Raw genomic sequence first — 25,407 nt, forward strand, 5'->3', positions numbered from 1 at the left:
TTCGTGGAGAAGGGCCTATTGCGAGATCTTGCGCGCTTCCTCGATCTGGTACTCGAAATAGCGCTGGAAGCTGAAGGCCAGGCTGGCCATCAGCACCGTGGTGCCCAGCAGCAGGGCCAGGACGATGGCGCCGATGGTGGTCCACTGCGTCTGGCCGGCGGGCGCGTCCACCGGGGTGTTCGGGTTGTAGCGGGCGTTCCAGCGCTCGGGCGTCGTCAGGCCGTACAGGATGGCGCGCAGTGCGCAGCCGGCGATGGTGAAGCCCAGCAGGGGGATCAGCACCCAGCTGTAGTGGTCGTCCTGGCCCAGCTGCTGCACGCGCTGGATGCCATAGATCCCCAGCGCCGTGGGGATGGGCAGCAGCCAGCCCAGCATGTCTCCCATGCCGTGCAGGTAGAAGCGGTGCAGGCCCAAGGGGCCGCCCAGGAAGGCCAGCCAGGCGGCCAGGGTTTTGTTTTTCATGGGGTGGATTATTCCGGCGAAGTGGTGTCGCCCGCGCCGAGGGTCTTTTCCATGAGCACGATGTCGCGCCAGGCGCCGAACTTCCAGCCCATGGAGCGCAGCACGCCCACGTCCGTGAAGCCCAGGGCGCGGTGCACGCCGATGGAGCCGGCGTTGGCCGAGTCGCCGATCACGGCCAGCAGCTTGCGCACGCCGACCGCCTCGGCCTGGGCGATCAATTCGGCCAGCAACTGGCGGCCGACCCCCATGCCGCGGGCGCTGTCGGCCACGTAGATCGAGTCCTCGGCCGAAAAGCGGTAGGCCGGGCGCGGCTTGAACCAGTTGGCGTAGGCAAAGCCCAGCACCTGTCCCTCCTGCTCGGCCACCAGCCAGGGCAGGCCGCGCGCCAGCACGTCGGCGCGGCGGCCTGCCATGTCGGTTGCGGTGGGGGGATCTATCTCGAAAGTACCGGTGCCGTTGAGCACATGGTGGGCATAGATGGCGGTGATCGCGGGCAGGTCGGCGTCGGTACTTGGACGAACAATAAGCATGAAAGGGGGAATTGGATATAATCGCGGGCTTTGCAGCGTGTCGCTGGCCGGGTGGCCATGTCGCGTGTCTCAAGCGTTGCGAATATGGTTGCGAACACTGTGGCTTTCGGCAGGCATTGCCGGAACCCAACACCCGAAGGATAAATCATGGTCGTCATTCGACTCTCTCGCGGCGGCTCCAAGGGCCGTCCATTTTTCAACATCGTCGTTGCCGACAAGCGCGTGCGCCGCGATGGCCGCTTCATCGAGCGCCTGGGCTTCTACAACCCCACCGCCAAGGAAACCGAAGAAGGCCTGCGCATCGCTCAGGACCGCCTGACGTACTGGCAGAGCGTGGGCGCCCAGTCCTCGCCTACCGTGGACCGCCTGATCAAGCAAGCCGCCAAGAAGGCTGCTTAAAGCTCCCTGAAAAGGGCGGGTTCCGTCGGCTTGCCTGGCGGAACCCGCCCTTTTCCTATTTCCGAGATCCATTCCATGGCCACGAACCTGACCCTCGAATCCGCAGAACTGCCTGCCGACGCCGTCGAAGTGGGGCGCATCTCCGATGCCTGGGGCATCAAGGGCTGGTTCAAGGTGCTGCCCCACAGCAGCAACCCCGAGGCCCTGTTCTCCGCCAAGAGCTGGTACCTGCAGCCCTCCGAGCGGGGTGCCAAGACCTTCTCGGGCACCGTGCTGCTGCCGATCCGCCAGGCCAAGGACCATTCGGACACCGTGGTGGCCTGGGCCCAGGGCATCGACGACCGCAACGGCGCCGAGGCGCTGCGCGGCGCGCGCATCTTCGTGCCGCGCTCGAGCTTCCCCTCCACCGCCACCGACGAGTACTACTGGGTGGACCTGATCGGCCTGGCCGTGGTCAACCGCGAAGGGCTGGCCCTGGGCAGCGTGCGCGAGCTGCTCTCCACTGGCCCGCAGACCGTGCTGGTGATCGAGTACGAGGAGGGGGGCAAGGTGCAGGGGCGCATGATTCCCTTCGTTGCCAACTTCGTCGACAAGGTCGAGCTGCCCGAAAAGCGCATCACCGTCGACTGGCAACCCGACTACTGAGCCCACGGCAGCAGACGGCTGCGCACCATGCGCTTTGACATCATCACCCTGTTCCCCGAGCTGTTTGCGCCTTTTCTGGCCAGCGGCGTGACCCGGCGCGCCTATGCCAGCGGCCAGGTGGACGTGCGGCTGTGGAACCCGCGCGACCATGCCGAGGGCAACTACCGCCGGGTCGACGACCGGCCCTTTGGCGGCGGCCCGGGCATGGTGATGCTGGCCGAGCCGCTGGCGCGCTGCCTGGCGGCCATCCGCAGCGAACGGGCCGAGCCCGCCGAGGGCCAGGCCCCACTGGTGCTGTTCTCGCCCATCGGCGCGCCGCTCAACCACGCAGCCGTGGAGCGCTGGTCCGCCAGCGCCGGTGCGGTGCTGCTGTGCGGGCGCTACGAGGGCATCGACCAGCGCTTCATCGATGCCCATGTGGACGTGCAGGTCAGCCTGGGCGATTTCGTGCTCTCGGGCGGCGAGATCGCCGCCATGGCGCTGCTCGATGCCGTGGCGCGCCTGCAGCCCGGCGTGCTCAACGACGAGGGCAGCCACCAGCTCGACAGCTTCAACCCCGCGCTCGACGGCCTGCTCGACTGCCCCCACTACACCCGCCCCGAAGAGTGGGCAGGCCAGGCCGTGCCGGCTGCGCTGATGTCGGGCCACCATGCGCAGATCGAGCGCTGGCGGCGTGACCAGCGTCTGGCCATCACCGCGCGCTACCGCCCGGACCTGATTGCGGCAGCCCGTGCGGCCGGCCGCATCACCCCCGCCGACGATGCCGTATTGGCCAAATTGCGCTGACTTGCTATAATCAAAGGCTTTTCGATCCTCTGGCCGGCCGTTTTGCCCTGGCGCCCCGATCCTTTGGGGCCCCGCACGACACAGAACCGTCAATCCCGACGAAGCCATTTTTTGGCGCGGACATGATCGTTGGATGTAAACATGAACCTGATTCAAACCCTGGAAGCGGAAGAAATCGCCCGCTTGAACAAGACCATCCCCGAATTCGCCCCTGGTGACACCGTCATCGTGAGCGTGAACGTGGTGGAAGGTACCCGCAAGCGCGTGCAGGCTTACGAAGGCGTGGTGATTGCCAAGCGCAATCGCGGCCTGAACAGCGGCTTCACCGTGCGCAAGATCTCCAGCGGCGAAGGCGTGGAGCGTACGTTCCAGACCTACAGCCCGCTGATCGCCGGCATCGAAGTCAAGCGCCGCGGTGACGTGCGCCGTGCCAAGCTGTACTACCTGCGTGACCGCAGCGGCAAGTCGGCACGTATCAAGGAAAAGCTGCCTTCGCGCGTCAAGGTTGCTGCCGCAGCCACTGCCGCCTGAGGACTGGCCCCGTCCAGACAAGCCGCTACAGCCAGCCTGTAGCGGCTTTTTGCTTTTTTGCCGCTCCCTGTTTGCCATCCATCTCGCCCACCACCTTGCACCTTGCCACCGCAGTGAACCCACCGATCAGCCCCGTGTCCTCCGTCATTCCGCCCCTGTCCACCCTGCCCGATTTCGATCCGCGCAAGGTGCCGGTGGTGGGGGTGGACGGGCACCTGCCCTCTGTTGCGCTGGCCGCGCAGACCCCCGAGGCGTTGCGCCTGCGGTTTGCCCAACCGCCGCAGTGGGAGCCCGAGGTGGTGCTGGAGCGCAAGTTCGCCAACCGCGAGCCGGCCCATGCCTCGGTGCTGCTGGCCATCGTGCTGCGCGAGCAACCCATGGTGCTGTTGACCGAGCGCACGGCGCACCTGTCCACGCACTCGGGGCAGATCGCCTTTCCCGGCGGCCGCGCCGACCCCGAGGATGCCGACCCGGCGGACACCGCGCTGCGTGAGGCCTACGAGGAAGTGGGGCTCGAACGCCAGTACGTGGAGGTGCTCGGTTCGCTGCCCGTCTACGTGACCGGCACCTCCTTCATCATCACGCCCGTGGTCGCGCTGGTGCAACCCGACTGCGTGCTCACGCCCAACCCCTACGAGGTGGCGGACCTGTTCGAGGTGCCGCTGGCTTTTCTGCTCGACCCGGCCCACCACCAGCGCCACCGGCTGGAGTGGGAGGGGGTGGCCCGTGAATGGTTTTCGATGCCCTACCAGGACGGTGACAAGAACCACCACATCTGGGGTGCCACGGCAGGCATGCTGCGCAACTTCTACCGCTTCATGCTGGCCTGAGCCTGGCGGCCGGCAATTGCAAAGCCGTTCCATGAACGCGCAGCGCCAGTATCATTGGCGCCCATGAGTTTCTTCGCCATCCTGTTCGCTCTGCTGATCGAGCAGGCCCGTCCGCTGGCCCGCAGCAATCCCATCCACGCAGGCTTGCGTGCATGGGCCCTGTCGGTGAGCCGCAATTTCGACGCCGGCAAGTCCCACCATGGCTGGGTGGCCTGGGGTCTGGCGGTGCTCGTGCCGTCGCTGGTGGTGCTGGCCATCCACTGGCTGCTGCTGTGGGGGTTGGGCTGGCCGTTCGCCGTGCTCTGGAGCGTGGCGGTGCTCTACGTCACCCTGGGCTTTCGCCAGTTCAGCCACCACTTCACCGGCATCCGCGATGCGCTGGAAGAGGGCAATGAGGACGCGGCCCGCGAGCGTCTGGCCCACTGGCAGCAGGTGGACGTGGGCCTCTTGCCGCGCAGCGAGATCGTGCGCCACGTGATCGAGTACTCGGTGCTCGCCGCCCACCGACACGTGTTCGGCGTGCTGGCCTGGTTCTCGGTGCTGGCCGCGCTGGGCCTGGGGCCCACGGGCGCGGTGCTGTACCGGCTGGCCGAATTCGCCTCGCGCTACTGGCACTACCGCCAGCGCATGGGCGCCCAACCCGCGAGCGAATCGTTGCAACGCGCCTCGGCCCAGGCCTGGACGGTGATCGACTGGGTGCCTGCGCGGCTGACCGCACTGAGCTTTGCGGTGGTGGGTAGCTTCGAGGAGGCGATCGAAGGCTGGCGCTTCCATGCGCAGCGTTTTCCGAATGACAACGATGGGGTGGTGCTGGCTGCGACGGCAGGGGCCATCAACGTCCGCCTGGGGGGCGAGGCGCTCAAGGCCCGGTCGGTGTTGCATACGCCGCAGGGGCTGGAGATCGATGCTGATATGGGGGACAGTGACTCCACCCCGGGGCGGGAGCCTGAAGTCGGGCATTTGCGCAGTGTCGTGGGGTTGGTGTGGAGGTCGGTGGTGGTGTGGATGCTGCTGCTGGCTTTGTTGACCTTGGCTCGCTTGCTGGGCTGATCTTTGTTTCTTGGGTGAGTGGTTGGCTGGCTTGTGCAGCATGCCTGTGCTGAAGGCGGGAGCCGGGATGTGCGCCCGGCGGCGCACCCACCTTCTTTTGCGTCGCCAAAAGAAGGTGGGCCAAGAAAAGGCGACCCCCAGTCTGCGTCCCTTCGCTTCGCTGCGGGCAACCTGCGATGCTCGGATCTGGGGTGGTGCCGATGAACTCGCTGCGTTCCCCCTGCGGGTGAACTCCGCTCAAACAGCATCGGCAAGCCAGACCACGAAGTGCATGTGTCCTTCGGCACATGCACCCACCCCAGCTCCTGCGCTTCTCGGCGCAGCCAGCAGGGGTGGGGAGCGGGTACCAATCGGCTGCTGCTGCGCAGCTGCGCCTGGGGTCGGTTCGCGCTGCGCGCTGCCGACCGTTGGGGGGTGATCGCCCTGGCGAGCCGAGCGCAGCGAAGGACCACAGGCCGAGCGAAGCAATGGCCCGTGTTGGTATCCACCCCCTTCTGACCGTGCCGAGAAGCGCAGAAGCTGGGGTGGCGCGTGTGCCGAAGGACACACGCGCTTCGTGATCTGACTCGCCGCAGATGTCTGAACGGAGTTCGCCCGAAGGGGAACGCAGTGAGTTGCGAGGCGCACCCCAGCTTGGAGCATCGCAGGCTGCCCCCTCGCCCACCGGGCGAGGGGGACACGGGCAGCGGGGTCGCCTTTTCTTTGCCTACTTTCTTTTGGCGAAGCAAAAGACAAGTAGGTGCGCCGCCGGGCGCACATCCCGGCCTCCGCCCTCAACAAGCGACAGAAGCAGCCATCGCTACAGAATCTTCCCGGTATTCAATACCGCGTATGGCTCAACTCAGCAAACAGATCCCCATAGATCCGGTACCGGTTCTCGCTGATCCCATCGTCCTCGGGGCCACGCTTGACCGCGTCGATCACACCACAGCCCGGCTCGTGCAGGTGCGTGCAGTTGTAGAACTTGCAGTCCGTGGCATGCGCTGCAATGTCCGGCATGTAGGCCGCCAGCTGCATGGGCGCGATGTGGTGCAGGCCGAACTCCTGGAAGCCCGGCGAGTCGATCAGTGCCGTGGTGCGCTCCTTGTCCATCCAGTACCAGTGCGTGCTGGTGGTGGTGTGCTTGCCGGAGTTCAGGGCCTGCGAGATCTCGCCGGTGAGCACCGTGGCGCCGGGCACCAGCAGGTTGATCAGTGTGCTCTTGCCCGAGCCCGAGGGACCCAGCACCAGCGTGGTCTTGCCCGTGAGGTGCTCCATGAGCAGGGCCCGGTCCACGTCGCTCGACAGGCGCAGCGACAGCGGCAGCACGCCGTAGTGCTTGCCCGCGCCCATGTGTCGGTAGGGCAGCAGGCGCTCCCAGGCGCGTGCGAAGGGCTCCACCAGGTCGCTCTTGTTGAGGGCGATGATGGGGGTGATCTGCGCGGCCTCGGCGGCGATCAGGGCGCGCGAGAGCTGGCTCTCGGAAAAAACGGGCTCGGCTGCGATCAGGATCAGCACCTGGTCCAGGTTGGCGGCGAAGGACTTGGTGCGGATCTCGTCCTGGCGGTAAAACAGGTTGCGCCGCTCCTGGACCTTCTCGATGGTGCCTTCCTCGCCCTGGCCGGGCGGGGGGGCCTGCCAGAGCACGTGATCGCCCACCACGGCCTGGCTCTTCTTGCCCCGGGGGTGGCAGATGCGGCGCTCGCCATCGGGGGTCTCGACCATGCAATGGCGCCCGTGGCTGGCGACCACCGTGCCTTCCATGAGGGCGCTGCGCTCAGCCATGGTGTTGTTGCCTCACAGGGCGACCAGTGCGTCGAAGCGGGCGGCGCACTCGAAGTCGGTGCTGGAGATGCCCTTGACGTCGTGCGTGTTCAGCCGCACCACGCAGCGGTTGTAGTGCACCGACAGGTCGGGGTGATGGTCCTGCGCATTCGCCACGAAGGCCACGGCGTTCACGAACGAGATGGTCTCGTAGTAGTTGGCGAAGCGGTAGGTCTTCTCGATGGCCACGTCGGCACCGTCGCCGGCCAGGCTCCAGCCCTCGACCTTGGCCAATTGGGTGACCACCTCGGTGGCGGTCAGTGCGCGGCGTGTGATGGCCGACCAGTCTTTTTTGGGGAGCATGGACGAAGAAGAGGAGGAGGGCGAAGTCATGGGGCGGGTGCCGGGGTGTGCATGCGCGCCAGCCGCTCGGTGGCAGGCGGGTGCGAATAGTAGAACTTCACGTACACCGGGTCGGGTGTCAGCGTGGAGGCATTGTCCTCGTACAGCTTGAGCAGGGCCGAGGAGAGGTCGGCGCCACTGGCCTGGGCGACGGCATAGGCATCGGCCTGGAATTCATGGCGGCGCGACTGCCGCGCGAAGAGCGGCGAGATGAAGAAGGTGAATACCGGCACCGCCAGCATGAACAGCAACAATGCCAGCGCATCGTTGGGCGCGGCAGCCAGGGCCGGATCGAACGAGATGTTGGGGCGCACGCCCAGGCCGGTGTAGAACCATACCTGGTTGGACAGCCAGCCCAGCAGCGCGAAGCCCACGAGGCTCATGGCGAACATGGCCACGATGCGCTGGACGATGTGGCGGTGCTTGAAGTGACCCAGCTCATGGGCCAGCACGGCCTCCACTTCGCCGGGCGCCAACTGGCGCAGCAGCGTGTCGTAGAACACCACGCGCTTGGCCGCGCCAAAGCCCGTGAAGTAGGCGTTGGCGTGTGCGCTGCGGCGGCTGCCATCCATCACGAACAGGCCTTTGGCTGAGAAGCCGCAGCGCTGCATGAGTGCTGTCACGCGCTCCTTGAGCGACTCGTCCTCGAGTGGCTGGAACTTGTTGAACAGCGGCGCGATGAAGGTCGGGTAGATCACCATCAGCAGCAGGTTGAAACCCATCCAGAAGCCCCACGCCCAGAGCCACCACAGGGGGCCGGCCGCGCCCATCAGCCACAGGATCAGCGCCGCGATCGGCAGCCCGATGAGGGCGCCCACGAGCAGGCCCTTGAGCGCATCGGCCAGCCACAGGCGCAGCGTCATCTTGTTGAAGCCAAAACGCTCCTCCACCACGAAGGTCTGGTAGAGCGAGAGCGGCAGGTCGATGAGGCCGCTGATGGCCGCAAACGCCACCAGCAGGGCCAGTTGCTGCCACATGCCGCCGCCCATCGCGGCCACCAACGCCTGGTTCAGCGCATCCAGGCCGCCCAGCAGGGTCCAGCCCATCAGCACCGCGGCACCGAGCGCCATCTCCAGCATCCCCAGGCGTGCCTTGGTGACGGTGTAGTCGGCCGCCTTCTGGTGCGCGGCCAGGGGGATGCGCTCGGCGAAGGCCGCCGGCACGCTGGCGCGGTGGCGCGCCACGTGGCGGACCTGCCGGCTGGCCAGCCAGAACCGGAGCGCCAGGCCGACGATCAGGGCTGCGGCAAAGGCCAGGGTGAGCAGCATCGAGGGGGAAAAGTCTTCTGAGGGAGCCATGTGCAGGGAGTTTAGGTCATAGGAGACAATGCCGGCCATGTCAGAAGTCAACAACCCTACCCCCCAGAAGCTCGCCAAATCGGACCAGAACCTGGTCTGGCTCGACTGCGAAATGACCGGCCTGGAGCCCGACACCGACCGCCTGCTGGAAATTGCCGTCGTCGTGACCGGCCCGACCCTGGAGCCCCGCGTCGAGGGCCCGGTGTTCGCGATCCACCAGTCGGACGCACTGCTCAACGGCATGGACGCCTGGAACAAGGGTACCCATGGCCGCAGCGGGCTGATCGACAAGGTCAAGGCCTCCACCGTGACCGAGGAGGAGGCCGAGCAGCAGATCATCGCCTTCCTGGCCCAGTACGTGCCCAAGGGCACGGCGCCCATGTGCGGCAACAGCATCGGCCAGGACCGGCGATTCCTGGTGCGCTACATGCCCAAGCTGGAGAAGTTCTTCCACTACCGCAATGTCGATGTCAGCACGCTCAAGGAACTGGCCAAGCGCTGGAAGCCCGAGGCCTACACCAGCTTCAAGAAGGCGCAAAAGCACACTGCCCTGGCCGACGTGCACGAGTCCATCGACGAACTGGCCCACTACCGCGAGCACTTGCTGTCGGTGGGGGCGAAGTAAGCCACCTGCAGCCGCCCGGCGCGCCCTGAAGGGGGCGCCAGGTGGCAGGTCGCGCCACAGGGGTTGCGAAGTTGAAGGGTATTGCGGGGAAACCCTTGTCCGTGTCATAATCGCTGGCTGCGCAGGAATCCCCTCGCAGATTGTGCATCTCCCCTCACACACCGGGCTTGCCAGCCGACTGTCCTTCGACAGTGCAGGACTGGCGAATAACGCCCACCCGCTTTGGCCAGTAGAGCCAGCGCAGGTTTCGTTTGATGGTTGATGTTTTTTAACCATTTGACGAAGCCAATCGTGGGCTGCGCCCGCGACCGTCTTCGTGAGAGAAAAATTCATGACCGACACCTCTTTGGTGCAGGGCGAATTCGCGCCTGCCGATACTTCCTTTGCTGCCGACATTTCCGTGCAGTCCTCCCCCCTGGATGCCGCAGTGGCCGTTGCCGCTGAAGCCGACGCCGCCGTGACCGCCGAGCCCAATGGCTTCGTGGAACTGGGCCTGGCCCCCGAACTCGTCCAGGCCGTGGCCGACCTGGGTTACACCCAGCCCACCAGCGTTCAGCTCAAGGCCATTCCCCTGGCCATGGGTGCTGGCGCCGATGCCAAGCATTTCATTGACCTGATGGTCTCCAGCCAGACCGGCTCGGGCAAGACCGCGGCCTTCCTGCTGCCCGTGCTGCACACGCTGATCAACCAGCAAGCCGCTGCCGAAGCCGAAGAACGTGCTGCTTTCGAGCGCGCCGTGGCCGAAGCCGCCGAACGTGGCGAACCCGCTCCCAAGCGCGCCAAGCGCAAGGACCCCACCAGCTCGCGCAACTTCAAGGCCGCCACCCCCGGCGCCCTGATCCTGTGCCCCACGCGTGAACTGGCCCAGCAGGTGGCGCACGACGCCATCGACCTGGTCAAGCACTGCCGCGGCCTGCGCGTCGCCAACGTGGTGGGCGGCATGCCTTACCAACTGCAGATCGCCAAGCTGCAGAACGCCGACCTGGTGGTCGCCACCCCTGGCCGCCTGCTGGACCTGCAGCGCTCGATGCAGATCAAGCTCGACAAGGTGCAGTTCCTGGTCGTCGACGAAGCCGACCGCATGCTCGACCTGGGCTTCTCGGACGACCTGGCCGAACTGAACCAACTGACCGCCCAGCGCAAGCAGACCATGATGTTCAGCGCCACCTTCGCGCCCCGCATCCAGCAACTGGCCATGCGTGTGATGCACGACGGCGGTTCGTCGGTGCAGAAGGTGACCATCGATTCTCCACAAGAGAAGCACGCCAACATCAAGCAGGTGCTCTACTGGGCCGACAACGCCCAGCACAAGCGCAAGCTGCTGGACCACTGGCTGCGCGACACCACGATCAACCAGGCCATCGTTTTCGCCAGCACCCAGGTGGAGTGCGACGGCCTGGCCAATGACCTGCAACAGGAAGGCTTCTCGGCCGTGGCACTGCACGGCGCCCTGAGCCAGGGCCTGCGCAACCGCCGCCTGATGGCGCTGCGCGCCGGCCAGGTGCAGATCCTGGTGGCGACCGACGTGGCCGCTCGCGGCATCGACGTGCCCACGATCACCCACGTGTTCAACTTCGGCCTGCCCATGAAGGCCGAGGACTACACCCACCGCATCGGCCGCACCGGCCGTGCCGGCCGCGATGGCCTGGCCGTGACGTTCGCCGAGTTCCGCGACCGCCGCAAGATCTACGACATCGAAGCCTACAGCCGCCAGCAGTTCAAGTCGGAAGTCGTGCCCGGCATGGAGCCCACCCAGCGTGCGCCCCAGGCACCACGCGGTGGCGACTTCGGCGGTGGCCGTGGTGGCCAGGGCCGCTCGTACGACAACCGTGAAAACCCATCGCGCGGCCGCTTCAATGGCCCCGCACGCGGCGGCAACGACCGTGGTGGTTTCGGTGGCGGCTTTGGTGGCGGTTTCGCCGGCCGTGGCAGCGACAACAACAGCAACCGCGGCGGCTTCCCAGGCGGCGGCCGTGACGGTGGCTACCAGGGTGGCAACGGCGGTGGCGGCTATGGCGCTCCCCGTGAAGACCGTGGCTTCGGCGGTGGCGCTCCGCGCCGCGATGCCGAAGGCTATGGCCGCAAGCCAGGCTTCGGCGATGCCGGCCAGGGCCGTTTTGCCCCCCGTGCCGATGCCGGCGCACCGCGTGGCGACTTCGCTCCGCGCAAGCCCGCATTCTCCAAGCCAGCCGGTGCCGGCGGCGGCAAGCCCTTTGTGGCCCACGACGCACGCAAGCGTCCCGCCCGTCCCGCACGCTGATCGCAGATCCTCCTGCTGAATGAAACCCGCCCCCTGCGGGCTTCACCAAAGGGCTGGCACCGCAAGGTGCCAGCCCTTTTTTGCGTCGGCTGCCACGCCGGGCCTGTTTTCTGCAGCCGTGTCGTCAATAATTGCCCACGGAGGAATTTGTCGTGGTGTCATCTCTATCCTCGGGGGCCGATTACGAGCACATGTTCGAGCTGACCCCTGTGTCGTTGTGGCTTGAGGACTTCAGCGAGCTCAAACAGCTGTTCGATGGCTGGCGCGCGGAAGGGGTGACCGATGTCCGTGCCCACCTGGCCCAGGACCGGGCCCGCCTGCGCCAGTGCAGCGCCTCGCTACGCGTGCTGCAGGTCAACCGCCGCACCCTGGAGCTGTTCTCTGCCGACAGCCTGGAGCACCTTGTCGCCAACCTCGACAAGGTCTTTCGCGACGACCGCCACGACACGGCATCGCACGAGCTGGCACAGCTGTGGGATGGGCAGCTCGAGTTCTCCAACCAGACCGTGAACTACGCGCTCGATGGCCGGCGCCTGGACGTGCAGGTGCGCGCGCGCATCCTGCCGGGCCACGAACACGACTGGAGCCGGGTGCTGGTCTCGCTGGAAGACAACACCGTGCAGTTCAACGACGCACGCCGCATCCAGCGCAGCGAGCAGTACGCACGCGACCTGTTCGAGCACTCGCCCGTGTCGCTGTGGGTCGAGGATTTCAGCGCGGTCAAGAACCTGCTCGATGGCGTGCGCGCCCAGGGCATCGGCGATTTCAAGACTTTCCTCAAGGTGCACCCCGACTTTGTGGGCCGCTGCATGCAGGAGATCCGCGTCATCGACGTGAACCAGCAGACGCTGCGCATGTTCGGCGCCTCCAGCAAGGACATGCTGCTCAACAACATCGGCCGCGTGTTCCGCGGCGAGATGCACGAATCCTTCGGCGAGCAATTGCAGGACCTGTGGGACGGCAAGACCTTCCAGCAGCGCGAGGTGGTGAACTACTCGCTGTCGGGCGACGCGGTGAACATCCACATGCAGTTCTCGGTGCTCGACAGCCACCGGCACGACTGGGGCCTGGTGCTGCTGTCGCTGGTGGACATCACCGCGCGCAAGAAGGCCGAGGCCTACCTCGAATACCTGGGCAAGCACGATGTGCTGACCCAGCTGCGCAACCGTGCCTTCTATGCCGAAGAGCTCAACCGGCTCACGCGCAAGGGCCCCTGGCCACTGTCGGTGATCGCCATCGACCTCAACGGCCTGAAGGTCGTCAACGACGAGCAGGGCCATGCGGCCGGCGACTCCATGCTGCGCCGCGTGGGCGAGGTGCTGGCCAAGGCCGTGGACGCGCCGGCCTGTGCCGCACGCATCGGCGGCGACGAGTTCACCGTGCTGCTGCCTGGCACCGACGAACGCGGGGCCCTGGCGCTGCAGGAGCGCATCATCTCCATGCTGGACCTGAACAACCAGTTCTACCCCGGCCAGCACCTGAGCCTGGCCATGGGCATTGCCAGCTGCCAGTCCGGCGATGCGGTGGAGGCCACCATCAACCGCGCCGACCAGGCCATGTACGCGGAAAAGAACCGCTACTACCAGCAAAAGGACAAGGACCGCCGGCAGTCAGGCCCGTGATGCCGCAGTTGCCTGCTGCCGCAGCGCTGGCCGGTCAGAAATTGACGGGAGCGCGGCCGATGTCGGGCCAGCGGTGGTGCAGGTAGATCCACGACACCAGGCCGATGCACAGCATCAGCAGCGAGGACAGGGCCAGTAGAACGGTCGAATGCATCACCAGCGGTGCGATCACGCCGGCCACCAGCCCGTTGGCCGTGGAGCCCACGAAGGCCTGCATCGACGAGGCCATGCCCCGGCGTTCGGGGTGCAGGTCCAGCACCAGCAGCGTCACCACCGGCACCATCAGCGCCCAGCCGAACGAGAAAACGGCGATCGGCAGCAGCGCCCACCAGGCATGGGGCGGGAACAGCAGATTGGCCGCCAGGTTGAGCAGCGCCACCGTGAACATGATCAGAAAGCCGTGGCGGATCTGCCGCTTGGGCGGTATGCGGCCGGCAAGGCGGCCGCTGAGCCAGGCGCCGCCCATGATGCCCGAGATGGTCAGGATGAAGAACCAGAAGAACTGCGTGGGTGCCAGCGAGAGGTGGTCCCCGAGGAACGCCGGTGCCGACAGCACGTACAGGAACATGCCGTTGAAGGGCACGCCGCTGGCCAGCGCCAGCAGCACGAAGCGCGCGCTCGAGCCCAGCTGCACATAGCCGCGCACCAGGTGGCGCACGTTGAAAGGCTGGCGCTGGTCCACGTGCAGCGTCTCGGGCAGCAAGCGGTAGTTGGCGGTCCACAGCGCCACGCCCACCAGGGTCAGGAACCAGAAGATGCTGTGCCAACCGGTGTGCACGAACAGCCAGCCGCCGACGATGGGCGCGATCGCCGGGGCCACGCCGAAGTAGATGGTGACCTGGCTCATCACCTTTTGCGCCTCGGCGGGCGGGAACATGTCGCGGATCACCGCGCGCGAGACCACGATGCCGGCGCCCGTGGACAGGCCCTGCAGCGCGCGGAAGAGCACCAGTTGCCCGATGGTCTGCGACAGCGCGCAGCCGGCCGAGGCCAGCGTGAACACCGCGATGCCCCAGAGGATCACCGGCCTGCGGCCGAAGCTGTCGGCCAGCGCACCGTGGAACAGGCTCATGAAGGCGAAGCCGAACAGGTAGGCCGACAGCGTCTGCTGCATCTCCACCGGCGTGGCGCCCAGTGCCGCGGCAATGCCCGAGAAGGCCGGGATATAGGTGTCGATGGAGAACGGCCCCAGCATCCCCAGCACCGCCAGCAGCACCGCCAAAGCCCAGCGGGGCGCTTTCCAGAGCAGGTGGGCTTGTGGGTTCATGCGGGGGCGGGATTCGTGAGGGGGTGCCGCGGGTGGGCGAGAAAGAGGCCCGACGCGTGGCGGGCTTCTCGACCGATTATGCGGGAAGCGGCTGGCTCCGGCACTGCGCCAGCGCAATGTCTGCACCATCTTGGGGCCATCTGGCCGGGTCGCCAGGGCGCGCAGCGCCCCGGGGCTTCAATAGGTGTAGGGGATCCACTCTCCGTTGCCCGACTTCATCATGTACTTGCCGGACGCGTTGCGCATCACGATCACGTCGGCGTTCTCCGAGACGAAGGGCGTGGTCTCGGGCGCCTGCAGGCGCTCTGCCAGGGGGCGGGCCGTTGCCGCGTAGGGGTTGTCGGCCAGCAGGTCGCCCAGCAGCGTGAACAGGCCCAGGTAACTCATGGGCTGGTTCACCACCAGCGGCGCGGCGGGCGGTGCCTCGGGGGGCTTCTTCATGCCCACCAGCTTCACGGCGGCCGGCACCAGCGTGATGCGCGGGCCCGGAATCTCGCGCATGCCAGAGATCTGGATCTTGTCACCGCGCAGCGAGGCGCCATGCTCGGGCACCAGCATCACCACCACCGGGCGACCGGCGCTCTCCAGCTCCGAGATGAACTTGTCGAAATCGGCCATCAGCTGCACGAGGCGCGGCTTGTAGGTGTCGAGGCTGCTGCGCGAGCTCATGCCCGGCACGCGGTTGCCATCGTGCAGAGAGATGGTGTTGTAGTACAGCGCCACGGGCGCGCCGCCGGCCTGGGCGCTGCGCTTCTTCCACCACTGCGACAGCAGGGCATGGTCGTTGTAGATCGGCGAGCCATCGAAGTTCTGCATGTGCACCGGCGCGTCCTGGTTGCGCTGCAGCTTGCCGGCCAGGCCCCCGCGCTGCTCCAGCGTGTGGGCGAACTCCTCGTACACGCCATCGTGGTTCAGCAGGCCCGCCGTCTGGTAGCCCAGCTTTTCCAGGTTGGGGAACACATAGCACTGCGGATCGATGCCTTCGTAGAGCTTCTTGTGCGGCGTCTGGCCGCAGGAGCCGTGCAGCACCCGCAGTGACGCCGGGCCGCTGTAGCTGGCCGCGCTGTTGAAGTTGGTGAACAGCATGTCGAAACGCTGGAGCAGCGGGTGGTTGCGCTGGCCCACGAATTCCATGTCGTCCCAGGACAGCGAGCACACGTGCAGCAGGATGAGGTCGAAGGGCGGCGTGCCGCCCGCGGCTGGGGTGAACTGCAGGCGCTTTTGGCCCTCGCTGGCGTAGAACTTCTGCAGCAGGGTATCGGGGTCCGAGGCATCGGCCGCCTGCGTGCCGTCGCCCTGGCTGGCCAGGGTGCCGGCGGCGTTCTCCTCGGCCTTGCGCTCCTGGATCGCAGCCACCAGCGGCACGCTCAGGATGCCGACCAGGGCGAAGGTGGCAAAGCGCACGCGGCGTGCCAGCGCGCCGTACAGGAACAGGCCGGCGATGGCCATCACCAGGGCTGCGGGGCTCACCAGGCGCCCGGCCAGCTCCAGCCAGTAGTCGGCGCTGAAGCCGGCCAGGGCCTTGAGCTGGGAGAGCACCCGCTCCAGCGTGGGCAGGTAGGAGTCGTAGTAGAGCAGGGCAATCGCCGCGGGCCAGGCCAGCACGGCGCGCGTGCGCCGCGCCAGCCGGTGCCCGATGGGCGGCAGCAGGGCCAGCCACAGCAGCAGGTTCAGCCACCAGCTGAAGCCGATGTAGCCCGTGAAATACAGGCCGACCTTGGCCAGGAAATACAGGTTCCAGTAGCTCATGCGCGCAGCCCTTGCTGCCCGCGCTGGCGGCCCAGCGGCCAGCGGGCCCGGGCGGCTTCGAGCAGCGACTCCCAGAACTTGCGGTAGCCCAGCACGCCCAGCTGGGCGATTTCCTGCAGGCCGTGCAGGGGGCGGTCGGTGTCGTGGCTGTCGTTCCACTCGCGCCAGGTGTCCGGGCGCGCGAAGGTGCATTGCACCAGGTCGATCTGTTGTTCGCGGGTCATGGGGTCGAATTGCAGGCCCGTGGCGCCCTGGCCCCGGTGCAGCATGATGGTGGCGGGGAAGGTGCACTCGGTGTTGCCGCGCCACAGGCCTACCTGGACCCGGTCGCCCACGGTCAGCGGTGTGCCGGCCGGCATCTGCAGGCCCAGGCCCGTCATCGAGAAGTCGATGCACACCGCCTGCAGCACGCTGCCGTCGTCCTGGTACAGCGTGGCCTGCAGCTGCGTGGCCACGCGGTGCATGCGGCGCACCTGGCGCGCCTCGGAGGCCACGCCCAGCGCGGCTCCCAGCATCAGGATGCTGTAGGTGGTCCACAGCAGGTTCATGAGCACGGTGGCGGTCTCGTCCGTGTTCCAGAAGAACAGGCGCCCCAGTCCGAAGCCGAAGGCCGCGAAGTTCAGCAACACCAGCACCGTGTAGGGGCGCGAGATCACCCAGTCGAAGTACGGCTGCTCCACCAGGCCGCCCTTGGCGGTGACGTTGAACTTGCCCAGGCGCGGGTTGATCAGGGCCACCGTGGTGGGCAGGGCCACGTACCAGGCCAGCACCGTCTCGTAGACCTCGGCCCAGAAGGTGTGCCGGTGCTCGCCCTGCACGTGGGCGTTGGCGATGTTCGACTGCAGGATGTAGGGCAGCACGTACAGCGCGATCATGATGGCGCCCGCGTTGATGATGTGCCACTCGAAGAACAGAAAGGCCATGGGCGCGGTAAGGAACACCAGCCGTGGCAGACCGAAGAAGAAGTGCACCATGGCGTTGGCATAGCAGATGCGCTGCCACAGCGTGAGTCCCTTGCCCAGGAAGGGGTTGTCCACGCGGAAGATCTGCGCCATGCCGCGCGCCCAGCGGATGCGCTGGCCCACGTGGGCCGAGAGGCTCTCGGTGGCCAGGCCGGCGGCCTGGGTCTCGTTGATGTAGGCCGTGGTGTAGCCGCGGCGGTGCAACTTGAGGGCGGTGTGCGCATCCTCGGTCACCGTTTCCACGGCGATGCCCCCGACTTCCATCAGCGGGCCGCGGCGGATCACGGCGCAGGAGCCGCAGAAGAAGGTGGCGTTCCAGAAGTCGTTGCCGTCCTGGATCAGGCCGTAGAACAGCGCGCCCTCGTTGGGCACGCGGCGGAAGGTGCCCAGGTTGCGCTCGAACGGGTCGGGCGAGAAGAAGTGGTGCGGCGTCTGCAGCATGGCGCACTTCGGGTCGCGCTGGAACCAGCCCACGGCCGTGGTCAGGAAGGAGCGCGTGGGAATGTGGTCGCAGTCGAAGATGGCGACCAGGTCGCCATCGGTCTTGCCCAGCGCGTGGTTCAGGTTGCCGGCCTTGGCGTGGTTGTTGTCGGGGCGCACGATGTAGCCGACGCCCATGGACTCGGCAAAGGCGCGGAATTCCTCGCGCCGGCCGTCGTCCAGGATGAAGACCTTGACCTTGTCCTCGGGCCAGTCCAGCGCCATGGCGGCCAGCACCGTGGTGCGCACCACGCTCAGCGGCTCGTTGTAGGTGGGGATGTACACGTCCACCGTGGGCCACGATGCCGGCACGCCCTGCAGTGCGGCCGGGCGGCGCTGCAGCGGCCAGGCGGTCTGGATGAAGCCCAGCACCACCACCAGCCAGGTGTAGGCCTCGGCTGCCAGCAGGCCGTAACCCAGGAAGGCTTCGATGGCCGTGTCGAACTCGATGGACGAGGTCACGCGCCACCAGGCATAGCGGCCCATGGCCAGCAGGCTGATCGCCGCAAGCGCCAGCGACGGGTAGCGCCCCGGCAGGCGCCGCAGCACCAGCGACAGGCTCCAGCACAGCAGCATGAACAGGGTCTGCCCGAACCAGTTGAAGGGCGTGGTCATCACCACCAGACCGGCCACCATGCCGATGGCCAGCACCACCCAGCGCAGGCCCGGTATCTCCATGGCGGGCGACAGCAGCCGGTCGGCCAGGCGCATGCCCTTGTCCACATTCACGTGGGTGGCCAGGCGGTCCATGGCGCGCAGGAACAGCCGGATCGGCCAGAACACGGCGAAGAGCGCCAGCGACAGGCCTTTCCAGCCCCAGCGCAGTGCAAAGCCCAGGCCGGCGAACAGCCAGCGCAGCGGCTGCAGCAGCCAGGGCAGAAGGGCGCGGTCCGGCGTGGCGGGCAGCACGACGCAGCGCCACAGCCACATCCACCAGGGGGCGCCGGGCGCCACTTCGAGCTGGCGCGCCAGCCACTGCCACGCCAGGTGCAGCCATGCGCGGGCGCCGCGCGCCGCGGCGCTGTAGGCGCGCGGGGCCATGCCGGTCTCGGGCTGACCCGTCATGGCCGGCTTGCTCCCGCCGCAAGCATCGAGGGGGGCATCTGGCGTTGGCCGGTGAGCCAGTTGCACACGCCTTGCAGGTCGTGGGCCGACTGCGCCTGGGGCGCGAAGCTGCCCACGCTCATCGAGCGCGCAAGCGCGCGCGGGATGTTCTCGTCTTCGTGCAGCGTGTAAGGGATCAGCCGCTCGCCCCATTGCTGGCGCAGCGTCTGCAGCGCTTCGCGGTGCGAGATCCGGCGCGGGTCGAAGCGCGTCACCAGCACGCCCTGGTCTGCCGGTGCGGCTGTTGTCGCCTCGTGCAGCAGGGCCTGCACCATGCCCGGGTCGGCGCAGGCACGGGCCGAGGCTTCCAGCGTCACCAGCACAACATCGGCGCAGCGCAGTGCTGCCCGTGCCAGGGGGGATGGCCAGGCCGGCGTGTCCAGCACCACGGTGCAGGCGTCGGGCACGTCGAGCAGCTCCAGCTGGTCCAGCAGCCAGCGGGGCTGCACCTGCAGCTGCCGGTGCAGGGTGTCGACCGCCTCCGGCGCCACCTTGCCGAAGGGCAGCACGCTGACGCCGTCCGTGTTGTCGAAACCGGCATCGGCCCACCACTGGCCTGCCGCTGCCAGGGGGGCCCAGCCCAGGGCGCTGGGCTCGTGCATGCCCAGGTGCCTGGCAAGAAGGTTCTGGGCACACAGCTCCACCGCCAGGCAGGGCTGGCCCTGGCGCGCCAGGAGCGTGGCCAGGTGGGCGGTCAGGGTGGTCCGCCCCGTTCCACCGAGCGGCGATACGACGGCAATCACGCGCATGCAGGATCTCTCTTCATTCGTTCGGTCATTCCGCGGACGGCGGGCTCGCCGCGCCAGGCGGCGGCAGCGCGGGGCGGTAGGGCTGCACGCAGCGCAGCGGCCGGTGCGCGTGCCGCAGGCGGCGCAGCACCAGCCAGCACGGCCAAGCCAGCAGCGCGCCCAGCACGGTGTAGAGCAGCAACTCGATCAGGATCTTCATGCCATCGACCTCGGTGAGGGGCGCGGCACGGCACGCCGCGCAATGGGCCGGTGCTGCACGCCAGGGCCATCGGCCAGGGGCAGCAGCGGGCGGGATTCGGTGCCGGCAGCCTCGGGCGCCAGGCCGGGGGCGGCCGGCAGCGCCGGCGTGACCGCCGGTGCCGTCTGCGCCGGGGCCGGTGCAGTGGCGGGCCGGGGGCTGCCCGCGAGGGTGGCGCTGTAGTCGGGCAGGCCCTTGCGCACCGATTCGTGCAAAGGGGCCAGCATGGCGCGGATGCCGGTGTCCGAGCTGTCCGTGGCCTCGCTGGAGAACAGCTGGGTCAGCGGCAGCGTGAACAGGCGGTGCAGTGCCAGCTCGACGTCGGGCTCGCGGCAGGCGAACAGGAAGACGTAGACGCTTTCATGGTCGGCCGTGAGCAGGTCGCCGTCGCGCGCGGTGTGGCAGGCGCGCAGCGCATCGAGGTGCGGGATCTGCGCCAGCACGTTCAGCCGCACCAGGCTGTGCGACAGGCCGATGCCGTGGGTGCGGTCCAGCATGCCGCGCACCAGGGTACAGAACTGTGCCGGTGGCTGGTAGCCGCGCTCGCGCGCAGGCATGAAGCTGTCCAGCGCCTGTTCATAGTCGGGGTGCACCTTGCGGGTGTGGCTCTGGGCGTTGATGTCCTGCAGCAGCTGCAGCAGCCGGGAGAAGCCCACCTCCTTGTAGACCACGGCGCTGGCGCCCAGCTGCAGCAGGGCCTGCTCGCTGTGTGTGCGCAGCTTGCCCAGGTTCTCACGCACCACGATCTTGAGCGTGAGGGGGCGCGACAGGCGCAACTGGTGCACCAGGCGCGCACGCGCCTCGAAGTCCGATGCCTGGCCCGCGTCGATCAGCACCGTGGCGGCCACGCTCGCGGCGGCGGCGACCTCCAGGTCGGCCAGGCTGTCCACGATGCGCCAGTGGCCCGGAACGCCGCGCTGGCCATCGACCGAGGCGCGCGTGGCGATCACCTCCGACTGGTCCACCGCCTCGACCAGTTCGCGCACGGCACCCCGGGTGCGCGTGCCGTCGGCGGCCAGGCGGTCCCTCGCGCCATCGTGCAGCAGGCCGAAGGCGGTCTGGAACAGGGCGCCGGCATCCGTGTTCCAGCGCTCCAGGCCCAGGCTCCAGCGGTCGGCCTCGGCGCGCAGCGTGGCGATGTGCATGGACATCTGGCACAGGTTGCGCAGCGCGGGCAGCAGCACCTCGGGCTCCAGCGGCGGGAAGAAGCCCAGCACCACCGGGCGCAGGCGCTCGCGGCACAGGGCGCTGAGCTGGCGGCTCACCCGCGCAAGCTCGGTCACGCTCAGGCCGCTGAGCAGGCCCTGGGCGTCGCAGACGTACAGCGCGTGCCCGGGCTGCAGGCCGGTGCGCTCGAGTTCTTCGACCAGGGGGGCAAGGCCATGGCACCGCACCTCGGCCTGCAGGCCGGGCGCGAGCAGCCACAGCTGCAGGCGCCCGGCGTGGTAGGCCGCCTGCAGTGCGGGGCGTTGCAGCAGCCCGTCGGTCCACGCCGCGCTCGAGGCGACCAGGGCCACCGGGCCGGCCACGACGGCATCCTCGATCAGGGCCGGAAACCACAGCGCGGCGCTGCTGTCGTCGGCCGCCACCAGGGACACCGGCACATGGGGCGGCACCAGGCCCACGCCATCGGGCAGGCCTTCGATGCCGATGCGCGTCGGCGTGGCACCGGCGGCTGCATCCTTGCGGGATGCAGGGCGCAGCCAGCGCAGCGCGGAGCGCACCAGCCCTGCGGGTGGCGCGCTCTTGCGCGGGGAAGAGGAAGCGGAGGACATGTCAGAAACTCGAATAGGGCTGCACCGGGCGCGGGCGGTTCTCCAGCGGCACGAGCACCGGGTCGAAGTGGTAGCGGCCGTAGACCATGAGGTTGGTGGGTGCGTAGTAGGCCGAGCGGTCCAGCTCCAGCTGCGCGCCCAGGGAGAGGTTCCTGGTGACCTGGTACTCCAGTGCGCCCCGGAACGAACGGCCGAAGCCCGAGCCCGAGCTGCCCGTGTACACCGGCACGCTGCCGCTTTCGGCCAGGCGCGCGCGCGCCAGCGATTGCAGCAGCGCGTTCTGCGGGAAGTAGTCGGTGTCGCCGCTGCTGCTGCGCGAGACCGAGATGGCACCCCGCGCCAGCCAGGTGAGCGCACCCTTGCGGCCACTCCACTCCAGGGGCAGCGCGACGGACGCATAGCTGCGCGGGCTGTAGTAGCCGCCATGGCCGAAGCTGTACTCCGACAGGTCCTTGCCGTAGTGCCAGGCCGAGAAGGTCACGCCCAGGTTGACCACGCTGGTGTCGCCCTTCCAGACGTCGCGGTCCACGGCCACGCGCAGCTGGGCACGGGTGTTGGTCTCCACGCTCTTGCCCGTGAGGGCCGCCAGGTTCAGGCTCACCGAGCTGCTGTAGGGGCCGAAGTCGGTCGACAGCCGCCCGGAGGCGCCTGTGGCCACCACACCGCCCCAGACCTGGCCGGTGATGGGATCGCGCGCGCCGGCATAGGAGAGCAGGCTGCCCGTGATCGGACGGCGGAACCCTTCGAGCTTGTAGCGGTAGCGGCCCAGCTCACCGGTCCTGGCGAGGCCCCCCACCAGGTTGGTCACGGGAAAACCCACGCCCGTGGTGCCGATGTCCCATTGGAAGTCATCGCCCACGAAACCGAAGCCCAGGTTGGTGCCCGTGCCGCGCTGGCGCCGGTAGGCCAGGGGCGAATTGGGCGGCAGCGCCGCGATCTGGCCGAAGTCCGTGAAGTCCGAACCGTCGGCCGGCAGCTCGCCGGCGTCGAGCTTGACCCGGTCCACGTGCAGGAAGTAGTGGCCGTCGTAGCCGCGCGGCATCCAGGCCACCATGGGCCGCTCCCAGCCGCGCAGGCTGGAGATGCCATCGGTGGAGCTCTTGCGCAGGCCCGTGTGGGCCGCCTCGATCCACACCTGGCGGCGCGCTTCGATGGCATCGATCTCGCCCTGGATCTTGGCCACCACGGCGGCGTCCACGGGCAGCGAGAGCGCGTAGCTCTGCTGCAGCTTCAGCGGTGCCTCGGCTTCGGTGGGCTCGCCCGGGGCCGTCCCTGCCGCCGGTGCGGCGGCGCCACGTGTCTCCAGCGTGAGCGCGCTGCGGAAGAACACCAGGGCCTGGGCATAGTTGCGGTTGGCGCGCTCCAGGCGCGCGGCGTGCAGCAGCACGTCGCTGTCCTGCGGAAAGTCCTGCAGCAGCCGTGCGGACAGCGCACGCGCCTCGTCCATGCGGCCGGCGCGCTGCCAGATGCGCAGCAGCGCCAGCTGCTGGGCGGCGTCGGTGGCCGGCAGGTGGTCCTGCAGCCACTGGGCGTGCCCGGTGGCGCCGCGTGCATCGCCCAGGCGTGACAGCGCATCCGCCAGGTTCATGCGGATCTCCACGCTGTCGGGCTGGGCCTTGGCCAGCGGGGCCAGCAGTTGGGCGGCATCGGCGTACTCGCCGGCGGCCATGAGCAGGCGCGCCTGCGTCTGCGTGCGCTGCGGGGCGGTGGCGGGCGTGTCGGGCAGTTGCAGGGGCTGGCGCGCCAGGCGCAGGGCCTCGCCGAGGCGGCCGGCCTGGCGCTGCTGTTCGATGAGCCGCTCGCGGTGCGCGGTGTACAGGGCGATGAGCCGCGCCTCCTGCTCGGCGCTCCAGCCGGGCGACTGCAGCAGGGCCGGCAGCCGGGCGGCCAGGCCCACGTCGTCCTGCGCGCGGTTGAGCAGCAGGGCGTGGTCGAGCTGCACGTCCATCGGCAGCGCAGCGCTGCGCGCGGCCAGTCGGTCGAACACGGCCACGCCGCGGGCCGGCTGCGCACGGCGAAACCAGGTGTTGGCCACGGAATACAGCAGCTCGGCATCGTTGCCCGCCGCCTGCTCGGCCTTGTCGAGCAGGGCCTGGGCCTCTGCGGGGCTGCGGCTGGCGCCGCCCTGGGCCACCAGCGACTTGACCGTGGAGCGCTGCGCCAGGGCCTGCATGGAATCGGTCTGCTCGGCCGCGGGGATCTGCGCCAGGTCGGCAAGGGCGCCCTGGTCGTTGTCCACCGCCGAGCGCACCAGGGCGCGTGCATAGTGCATGGCGCTGCGGTCGGCGCCCACCACCGTGGTCCGGGCGATGCCGTCGTCCATCACGCTCAGGGCCTCGCGCGGCAGGTTCAGGCGCAGGTACAGCCGTGCCAGGCGGTGGCGCAGCCAGGCGTCGTCGGGCGTGAGCAGCACGGCCGACTCCAGCGTGCGCATGGCGGCGCTCAGGCGCTGGGCCTGCAGGTGCTCGTCGGCCTGGGCACCGAGGATGTCGGCCTGCGTGCCCAGCAGTTTTTCACCCAGCGCCGTGTCGCTGGCGGAGGCCTTCTCGAGCAGCGCCAGGGCTTCGCCCGAGCGGCCCGAGCGCGCGTACAGCCCGGCCAGGCCCTTCAAGGCCGAGCTGCTGTTGGCCTCGGCCTTGATCGCGCTCTGGTACAGGGCCTCGGCCTGGGTGCGCTCGCCCTGCAGGTCGCGGATGCTGGCCAGGGTGGTCAGCGCCTCGGCATTGTTCGGCTGCATGGCCAGGGCCCGGCCCGCCAGGTCGGCGGCCGTGGCCAGTTCGTTCTTTTCCAGCGCCACGTCGGCCTGGCGCAGGTAGCCCCAGAACCGGGCCGTGGCCTGCAGGTCCTTCCACTTGCCCTGGCGGGTGAGCGCGAAGGCCTGGCCGAACAGGTCCTGGGCCTCTCCATGCTGGCCCTGGCGCAGGCGGATCATGCCCAGGTTGCCCAGGCTCTCGCCATCGCCGGGGCGCAGCGCGAGCACGGTCTGCAGCTGCTCTTCGGCGCGCTCGGTGTTGCCCTGGTCAAGGGCCAGGCGCGCGGCATTGCGCGCGATGTTGGCCGGGTCGCGGGCGGCGCGCTCCGCGCGTTCCACGGCCTGCTGCATCGCGGCCAGGCGGTCCACCATGGCCTGGTCGGCGGGGTAGCGCTGCAGGAATGCGCGCACGCGCGGCATGTTGCCGGCGGTATTGGGCAGCCGGTCCACGGCGCGGCGCCACAGGTCCTGCAGCTGCTGGGCATTCACGTCCGGCTGCTTGGCCAGGGCCTCGATCTCCTGCACCACGGCGGTGGGGTTCTCGCCACCGTACATGCGCATCTCGAGCTGCGCCAGGCGGTAGCGCGACTCGCCCGTCTCCTGGTAGAGCTTGCCCAGCTGGCGCGCGGACTCGCCGCCGCCCTTGGCGCCCGAGCCCAGGATCTGGTGGTATTCGAGGGCCAGGCCGCCGAGCTCGGGCGGGCCCTGTGGGAACAGCTCGCGCGCCAGGTCGGCGGCCTCGGCCTTGCGGCCGGCGCGCGCCATCAGGCGCATCTGCGAGAGCTTTTCGCGGTCGGGGCCGTACACGCGCACCAGGGTCTCGAGTTCCTGGGTCACCTTGTTCTGGGGGTGGCGGGTGCGCAGCGTCTCCAGGATGCGCTTGGCCTCGTCGGTCTTCTTCTCGCGCAGGGCCAGGTCACCGAGGGTGCCCAGGCCCTGGGGGGAGTAGGGGTCCATGGCCAGCAGCTTGTCCACCAGCTGGCGCGCCATGTCGGGGCGGTTCTTGGACGCCCACAGGCGGGCACCGCTGAGCAGCTCGGCTTCGATCGCGGGCGGTGCGCTGGCCAGCACGCCGTGGCTGGCGGGAAGGCAGGCGGCGGCCAGCAAGGTGAGCGAGGGCAGCCACTGGCGGGTCCGGCGGGGCATGG

General features: G+C 68.5%; 21 protein-coding genes. 9 read left to right on the top strand and 12 right to left on the bottom strand.

What is annotated here, in order from left to right:
- Positions 1 to 15: 15 nt before the first annotated feature.
- Complete coding sequence (locus AC07PA_RS04495; RefSeq protein ID WP_494604445.1) at positions 16 to 462, bottom strand: TM2 domain-containing protein; 447 nt, start codon at positions 460 to 462, stop codon at positions 16 to 18.
- An 8-nt stretch (positions 463 to 470) separates the two neighbouring features.
- Entirely contained in the window at positions 471 to 992 is a 522-nt protein-coding gene (locus AC07PA_RS04500) for a GNAT family N-acetyltransferase (protein WP_494604447.1), read from the bottom strand.
- Positions 993 to 1,139: 147 nt separating this feature from the next.
- Between AC07PA_RS04500 and rpsP the strand changes: the two genes are divergently transcribed.
- The 6 genes from rpsP to AC07PA_RS04530 all read left to right on the top strand — a co-directional run bounded on the left by rpsP (position 1,140) and on the right by AC07PA_RS04530 (position 5,233).
- Entirely contained in the window at positions 1,140 to 1,391 is a 252-nt protein-coding gene (gene rpsP, locus AC07PA_RS04505) for a 30S ribosomal protein S16 (RefSeq protein WP_007859791.1), read from the top strand.
- Between the two features lie 75 nt (positions 1,392 to 1,466).
- Positions 1,467 to 2,036 (top strand): ribosome maturation factor RimM, encoded by a 570-nt coding sequence (gene rimM, locus AC07PA_RS04510; protein WP_494604450.1) that lies wholly within the window; start codon positions 1,467 to 1,469, stop codon positions 2,034 to 2,036.
- Between the two features lie 27 nt (positions 2,037 to 2,063).
- Positions 2,064 to 2,822: a tRNA (guanosine(37)-N1)-methyltransferase TrmD gene (gene trmD / locus AC07PA_RS04515; protein WP_494604452.1), complete on the top strand. Its 759-nt coding sequence runs from the start codon at positions 2,064 to 2,066 to the stop codon at positions 2,820 to 2,822.
- A gap of 141 nt (positions 2,823 to 2,963) precedes the next feature.
- The gene (gene rplS / locus AC07PA_RS04520; RefSeq protein WP_007859795.1) at positions 2,964 to 3,353 is read left to right on the top strand and encodes a 50S ribosomal protein L19; all 390 of its coding nucleotides are present in this window, start codon (positions 2,964 to 2,966) and stop codon (positions 3,351 to 3,353) included.
- A 134-nt stretch (positions 3,354 to 3,487) separates the two neighbouring features.
- Positions 3,488 to 4,183, top strand: a complete 696-nt coding sequence (locus AC07PA_RS04525) for a CoA pyrophosphatase (protein WP_238541917.1) — start codon at positions 3,488 to 3,490, stop codon at positions 4,181 to 4,183.
- A gap of 63 nt (positions 4,184 to 4,246) precedes the next feature.
- Positions 4,247 to 5,233, top strand: a complete 987-nt coding sequence (locus tag AC07PA_RS04530; protein ID WP_007859797.1) for a CobD/CbiB family protein — start codon at positions 4,247 to 4,249, stop codon at positions 5,231 to 5,233.
- Positions 5,234 to 6,052: 819 nt separating this feature from the next.
- On the opposite strand, the gene rsgA is transcribed toward AC07PA_RS04530, so the two are convergent.
- The 3 genes from rsgA to AC07PA_RS04545 are packed head-to-tail and all read right to left on the bottom strand — an operon-like array spanning position 6,053 to position 8,676.
- Complete coding sequence (gene rsgA, locus AC07PA_RS04535; protein WP_494604455.1) at positions 6,053 to 6,997, bottom strand: ribosome small subunit-dependent GTPase A; 945 nt, start codon at positions 6,995 to 6,997, stop codon at positions 6,053 to 6,055.
- A 12-nt stretch (positions 6,998 to 7,009) separates the two neighbouring features.
- A complete protein-coding gene (locus tag AC07PA_RS04540) occupies positions 7,010 to 7,369 on the bottom strand; it encodes a 4a-hydroxytetrahydrobiopterin dehydratase (protein WP_145696780.1) in 360 nt (119 codons plus the stop codon).
- Entirely contained in the window at positions 7,366 to 8,676 is a 1,311-nt protein-coding gene (locus AC07PA_RS04545; protein WP_145696781.1) for a M48 family metallopeptidase, read from the bottom strand. The genes AC07PA_RS04540 and AC07PA_RS04545 overlap by 4 nt, the downstream gene beginning before the upstream one ends.
- A gap of 37 nt (positions 8,677 to 8,713) precedes the next feature.
- Between AC07PA_RS04545 and orn the strand changes: the two genes are divergently transcribed.
- The 3 genes from orn (at position 8,714) to AC07PA_RS04560 (ending at position 13,183) form a co-directional block, all read left to right on the top strand.
- Entirely contained in the window at positions 8,714 to 9,301 is a 588-nt protein-coding gene (orn, locus tag AC07PA_RS04550; RefSeq protein ID WP_007858462.1) for an oligoribonuclease, read from the top strand.
- A 331-nt stretch (positions 9,302 to 9,632) separates the two neighbouring features.
- The gene (locus AC07PA_RS04555) at positions 9,633 to 11,561 is read left to right on the top strand and encodes a DEAD/DEAH box helicase (protein WP_145696782.1); all 1,929 of its coding nucleotides are present in this window, start codon (positions 9,633 to 9,635) and stop codon (positions 11,559 to 11,561) included.
- Positions 11,562 to 11,713: 152 nt separating this feature from the next.
- Positions 11,714 to 13,183 carry a GGDEF domain-containing protein gene (locus AC07PA_RS04560; RefSeq protein WP_186457911.1) on the top strand — a complete coding sequence of 490 codons (1,470 nt, stop codon included), beginning with the start codon at positions 11,714 to 11,716 and terminating at the stop codon, positions 13,181 to 13,183.
- Between the two features lie 34 nt (positions 13,184 to 13,217).
- On the opposite strand, the gene AC07PA_RS04565 is transcribed toward AC07PA_RS04560, so the two are convergent.
- The 7 genes from AC07PA_RS04565 to AC07PA_RS04595 all read right to left on the bottom strand — a co-directional run bounded on the left by AC07PA_RS04565 (position 13,218) and on the right by AC07PA_RS04595 (position 25,405).
- A complete protein-coding gene (locus AC07PA_RS04565; protein WP_007858455.1) occupies positions 13,218 to 14,450 on the bottom strand; it encodes a multidrug effflux MFS transporter in 1,233 nt (410 codons plus the stop codon).
- Positions 14,451 to 14,627: 177 nt separating this feature from the next.
- A complete protein-coding gene (bcsG, locus tag AC07PA_RS04570; RefSeq protein WP_494604459.1) occupies positions 14,628 to 16,199 on the bottom strand; it encodes a cellulose biosynthesis protein BcsG in 1,572 nt (523 codons plus the stop codon).
- The gene (gene bcsA / locus AC07PA_RS04575) at positions 16,196 to 18,706 is read right to left on the bottom strand and encodes a UDP-forming cellulose synthase catalytic subunit (protein WP_494604461.1); all 2,511 of its coding nucleotides are present in this window, start codon (positions 18,704 to 18,706) and stop codon (positions 16,196 to 16,198) included. The genes bcsG and bcsA overlap by 4 nt, the downstream gene beginning before the upstream one ends.
- On the bottom strand, positions 18,703 to 19,494 hold the full coding sequence (gene bcsQ / locus AC07PA_RS04580) for a cellulose biosynthesis protein BcsQ (protein ID WP_494604463.1): 792 nt from the start codon (positions 19,492 to 19,494) through the stop codon (positions 18,703 to 18,705). Before bcsQ ends, bcsA begins: the two co-directional genes overlap by 4 nt.
- 25 nt (positions 19,495 to 19,519) lie before the next feature.
- Positions 19,520 to 19,693 (bottom strand): hypothetical protein, encoded by a 174-nt coding sequence (locus tag AC07PA_RS04585; protein WP_158279146.1) that lies wholly within the window; start codon positions 19,691 to 19,693, stop codon positions 19,520 to 19,522.
- Entirely contained in the window at positions 19,690 to 21,507 is a 1,818-nt protein-coding gene (gene bcsE, locus AC07PA_RS04590; RefSeq protein WP_494604466.1) for a cellulose biosynthesis protein BcsE, read from the bottom strand. Before bcsE ends, AC07PA_RS04585 begins: the two co-directional genes overlap by 4 nt.
- A 1-nt stretch (position 21,508) precedes the next feature.
- The gene (locus tag AC07PA_RS04595; RefSeq protein WP_494604468.1) at positions 21,509 to 25,405 is read right to left on the bottom strand and encodes a cellulose synthase subunit BcsC-related outer membrane protein; all 3,897 of its coding nucleotides are present in this window, start codon (positions 25,403 to 25,405) and stop codon (positions 21,509 to 21,511) included.
- Positions 25,406 to 25,407 lie beyond the last annotated feature (2 nt).

It is taken from the genome of Acidovorax sp. GW821-FHT09B03, assembly GCF_059418305.1.

Bases quoted from the DNA above. Each gene is read 5' to 3' on its own strand.
- bcsQ (WP_494604463.1), bottom strand. From the start codon at position 19,494: ATGCGCGTGATTGCCGTCGTATCGCCGCTCGGTGGAACGGGGCGGACC.
- orn (WP_007858462.1), top strand. From the start codon at position 8,714: ATGTCAGAAGTCAACAACCCTACCCCCCAGAAGCTCGCCAAATCGGAC.
- rpsP (WP_007859791.1), top strand. From the start codon at position 1,140: ATGGTCGTCATTCGACTCTCTCGCGGCGGCTCCAAGGGCCGTCCATTT.
- bcsG (WP_494604459.1), bottom strand. From the start codon at position 16,199: ATGAGCTACTGGAACCTGTATTTCCTGGCCAAGGTCGGCCTGTATTTC.
- AC07PA_RS04595 (WP_494604468.1), bottom strand. From the start codon at position 25,405: ATGCCCCGCCGGACCCGCCAGTGGCTGCCCTCGCTCACCTTGCTGGCC.
- AC07PA_RS04555 (WP_145696782.1), top strand. From the start codon at position 9,633: ATGACCGACACCTCTTTGGTGCAGGGCGAATTCGCGCCTGCCGATACT.
- bcsA (WP_494604461.1), bottom strand. From the start codon at position 18,706: ATGACGGGTCAGCCCGAGACCGGCATGGCCCCGCGCGCCTACAGCGCC.
- AC07PA_RS04530 (WP_007859797.1), top strand. From the start codon at position 4,247: ATGAGTTTCTTCGCCATCCTGTTCGCTCTGCTGATCGAGCAGGCCCGT.
- AC07PA_RS04585 (WP_158279146.1), bottom strand. From the start codon at position 19,693: ATGAAGATCCTGATCGAGTTGCTGCTCTACACCGTGCTGGGCGCGCTG.
- rsgA (WP_494604455.1), bottom strand. From the start codon at position 6,997: ATGGCTGAGCGCAGCGCCCTCATGGAAGGCACGGTGGTCGCCAGCCAC.
- AC07PA_RS04545 (WP_145696781.1), bottom strand. From the start codon at position 8,676: ATGGCTCCCTCAGAAGACTTTTCCCCCTCGATGCTGCTCACCCTGGCC.
- trmD (WP_494604452.1), top strand. From the start codon at position 2,064: ATGCGCTTTGACATCATCACCCTGTTCCCCGAGCTGTTTGCGCCTTTT.
- bcsE (WP_494604466.1), bottom strand. From the start codon at position 21,507: ATGTCCTCCGCTTCCTCTTCCCCGCGCAAGAGCGCGCCACCCGCAGGG.
- AC07PA_RS04495 (WP_494604445.1), bottom strand. From the start codon at position 462: ATGAAAAACAAAACCCTGGCCGCCTGGCTGGCCTTCCTGGGCGGCCCC.
- rplS (WP_007859795.1), top strand. From the start codon at position 2,964: ATGAACCTGATTCAAACCCTGGAAGCGGAAGAAATCGCCCGCTTGAAC.
- AC07PA_RS04565 (WP_007858455.1), bottom strand. From the start codon at position 14,450: ATGAACCCACAAGCCCACCTGCTCTGGAAAGCGCCCCGCTGGGCTTTG.
- rimM (WP_494604450.1), top strand. From the start codon at position 1,467: ATGGCCACGAACCTGACCCTCGAATCCGCAGAACTGCCTGCCGACGCC.
- AC07PA_RS04540 (WP_145696780.1), bottom strand. From the start codon at position 7,369: ATGACTTCGCCCTCCTCCTCTTCTTCGTCCATGCTCCCCAAAAAAGAC.
- AC07PA_RS04500 (WP_494604447.1), bottom strand. From the start codon at position 992: ATGCTTATTGTTCGTCCAAGTACCGACGCCGACCTGCCCGCGATCACC.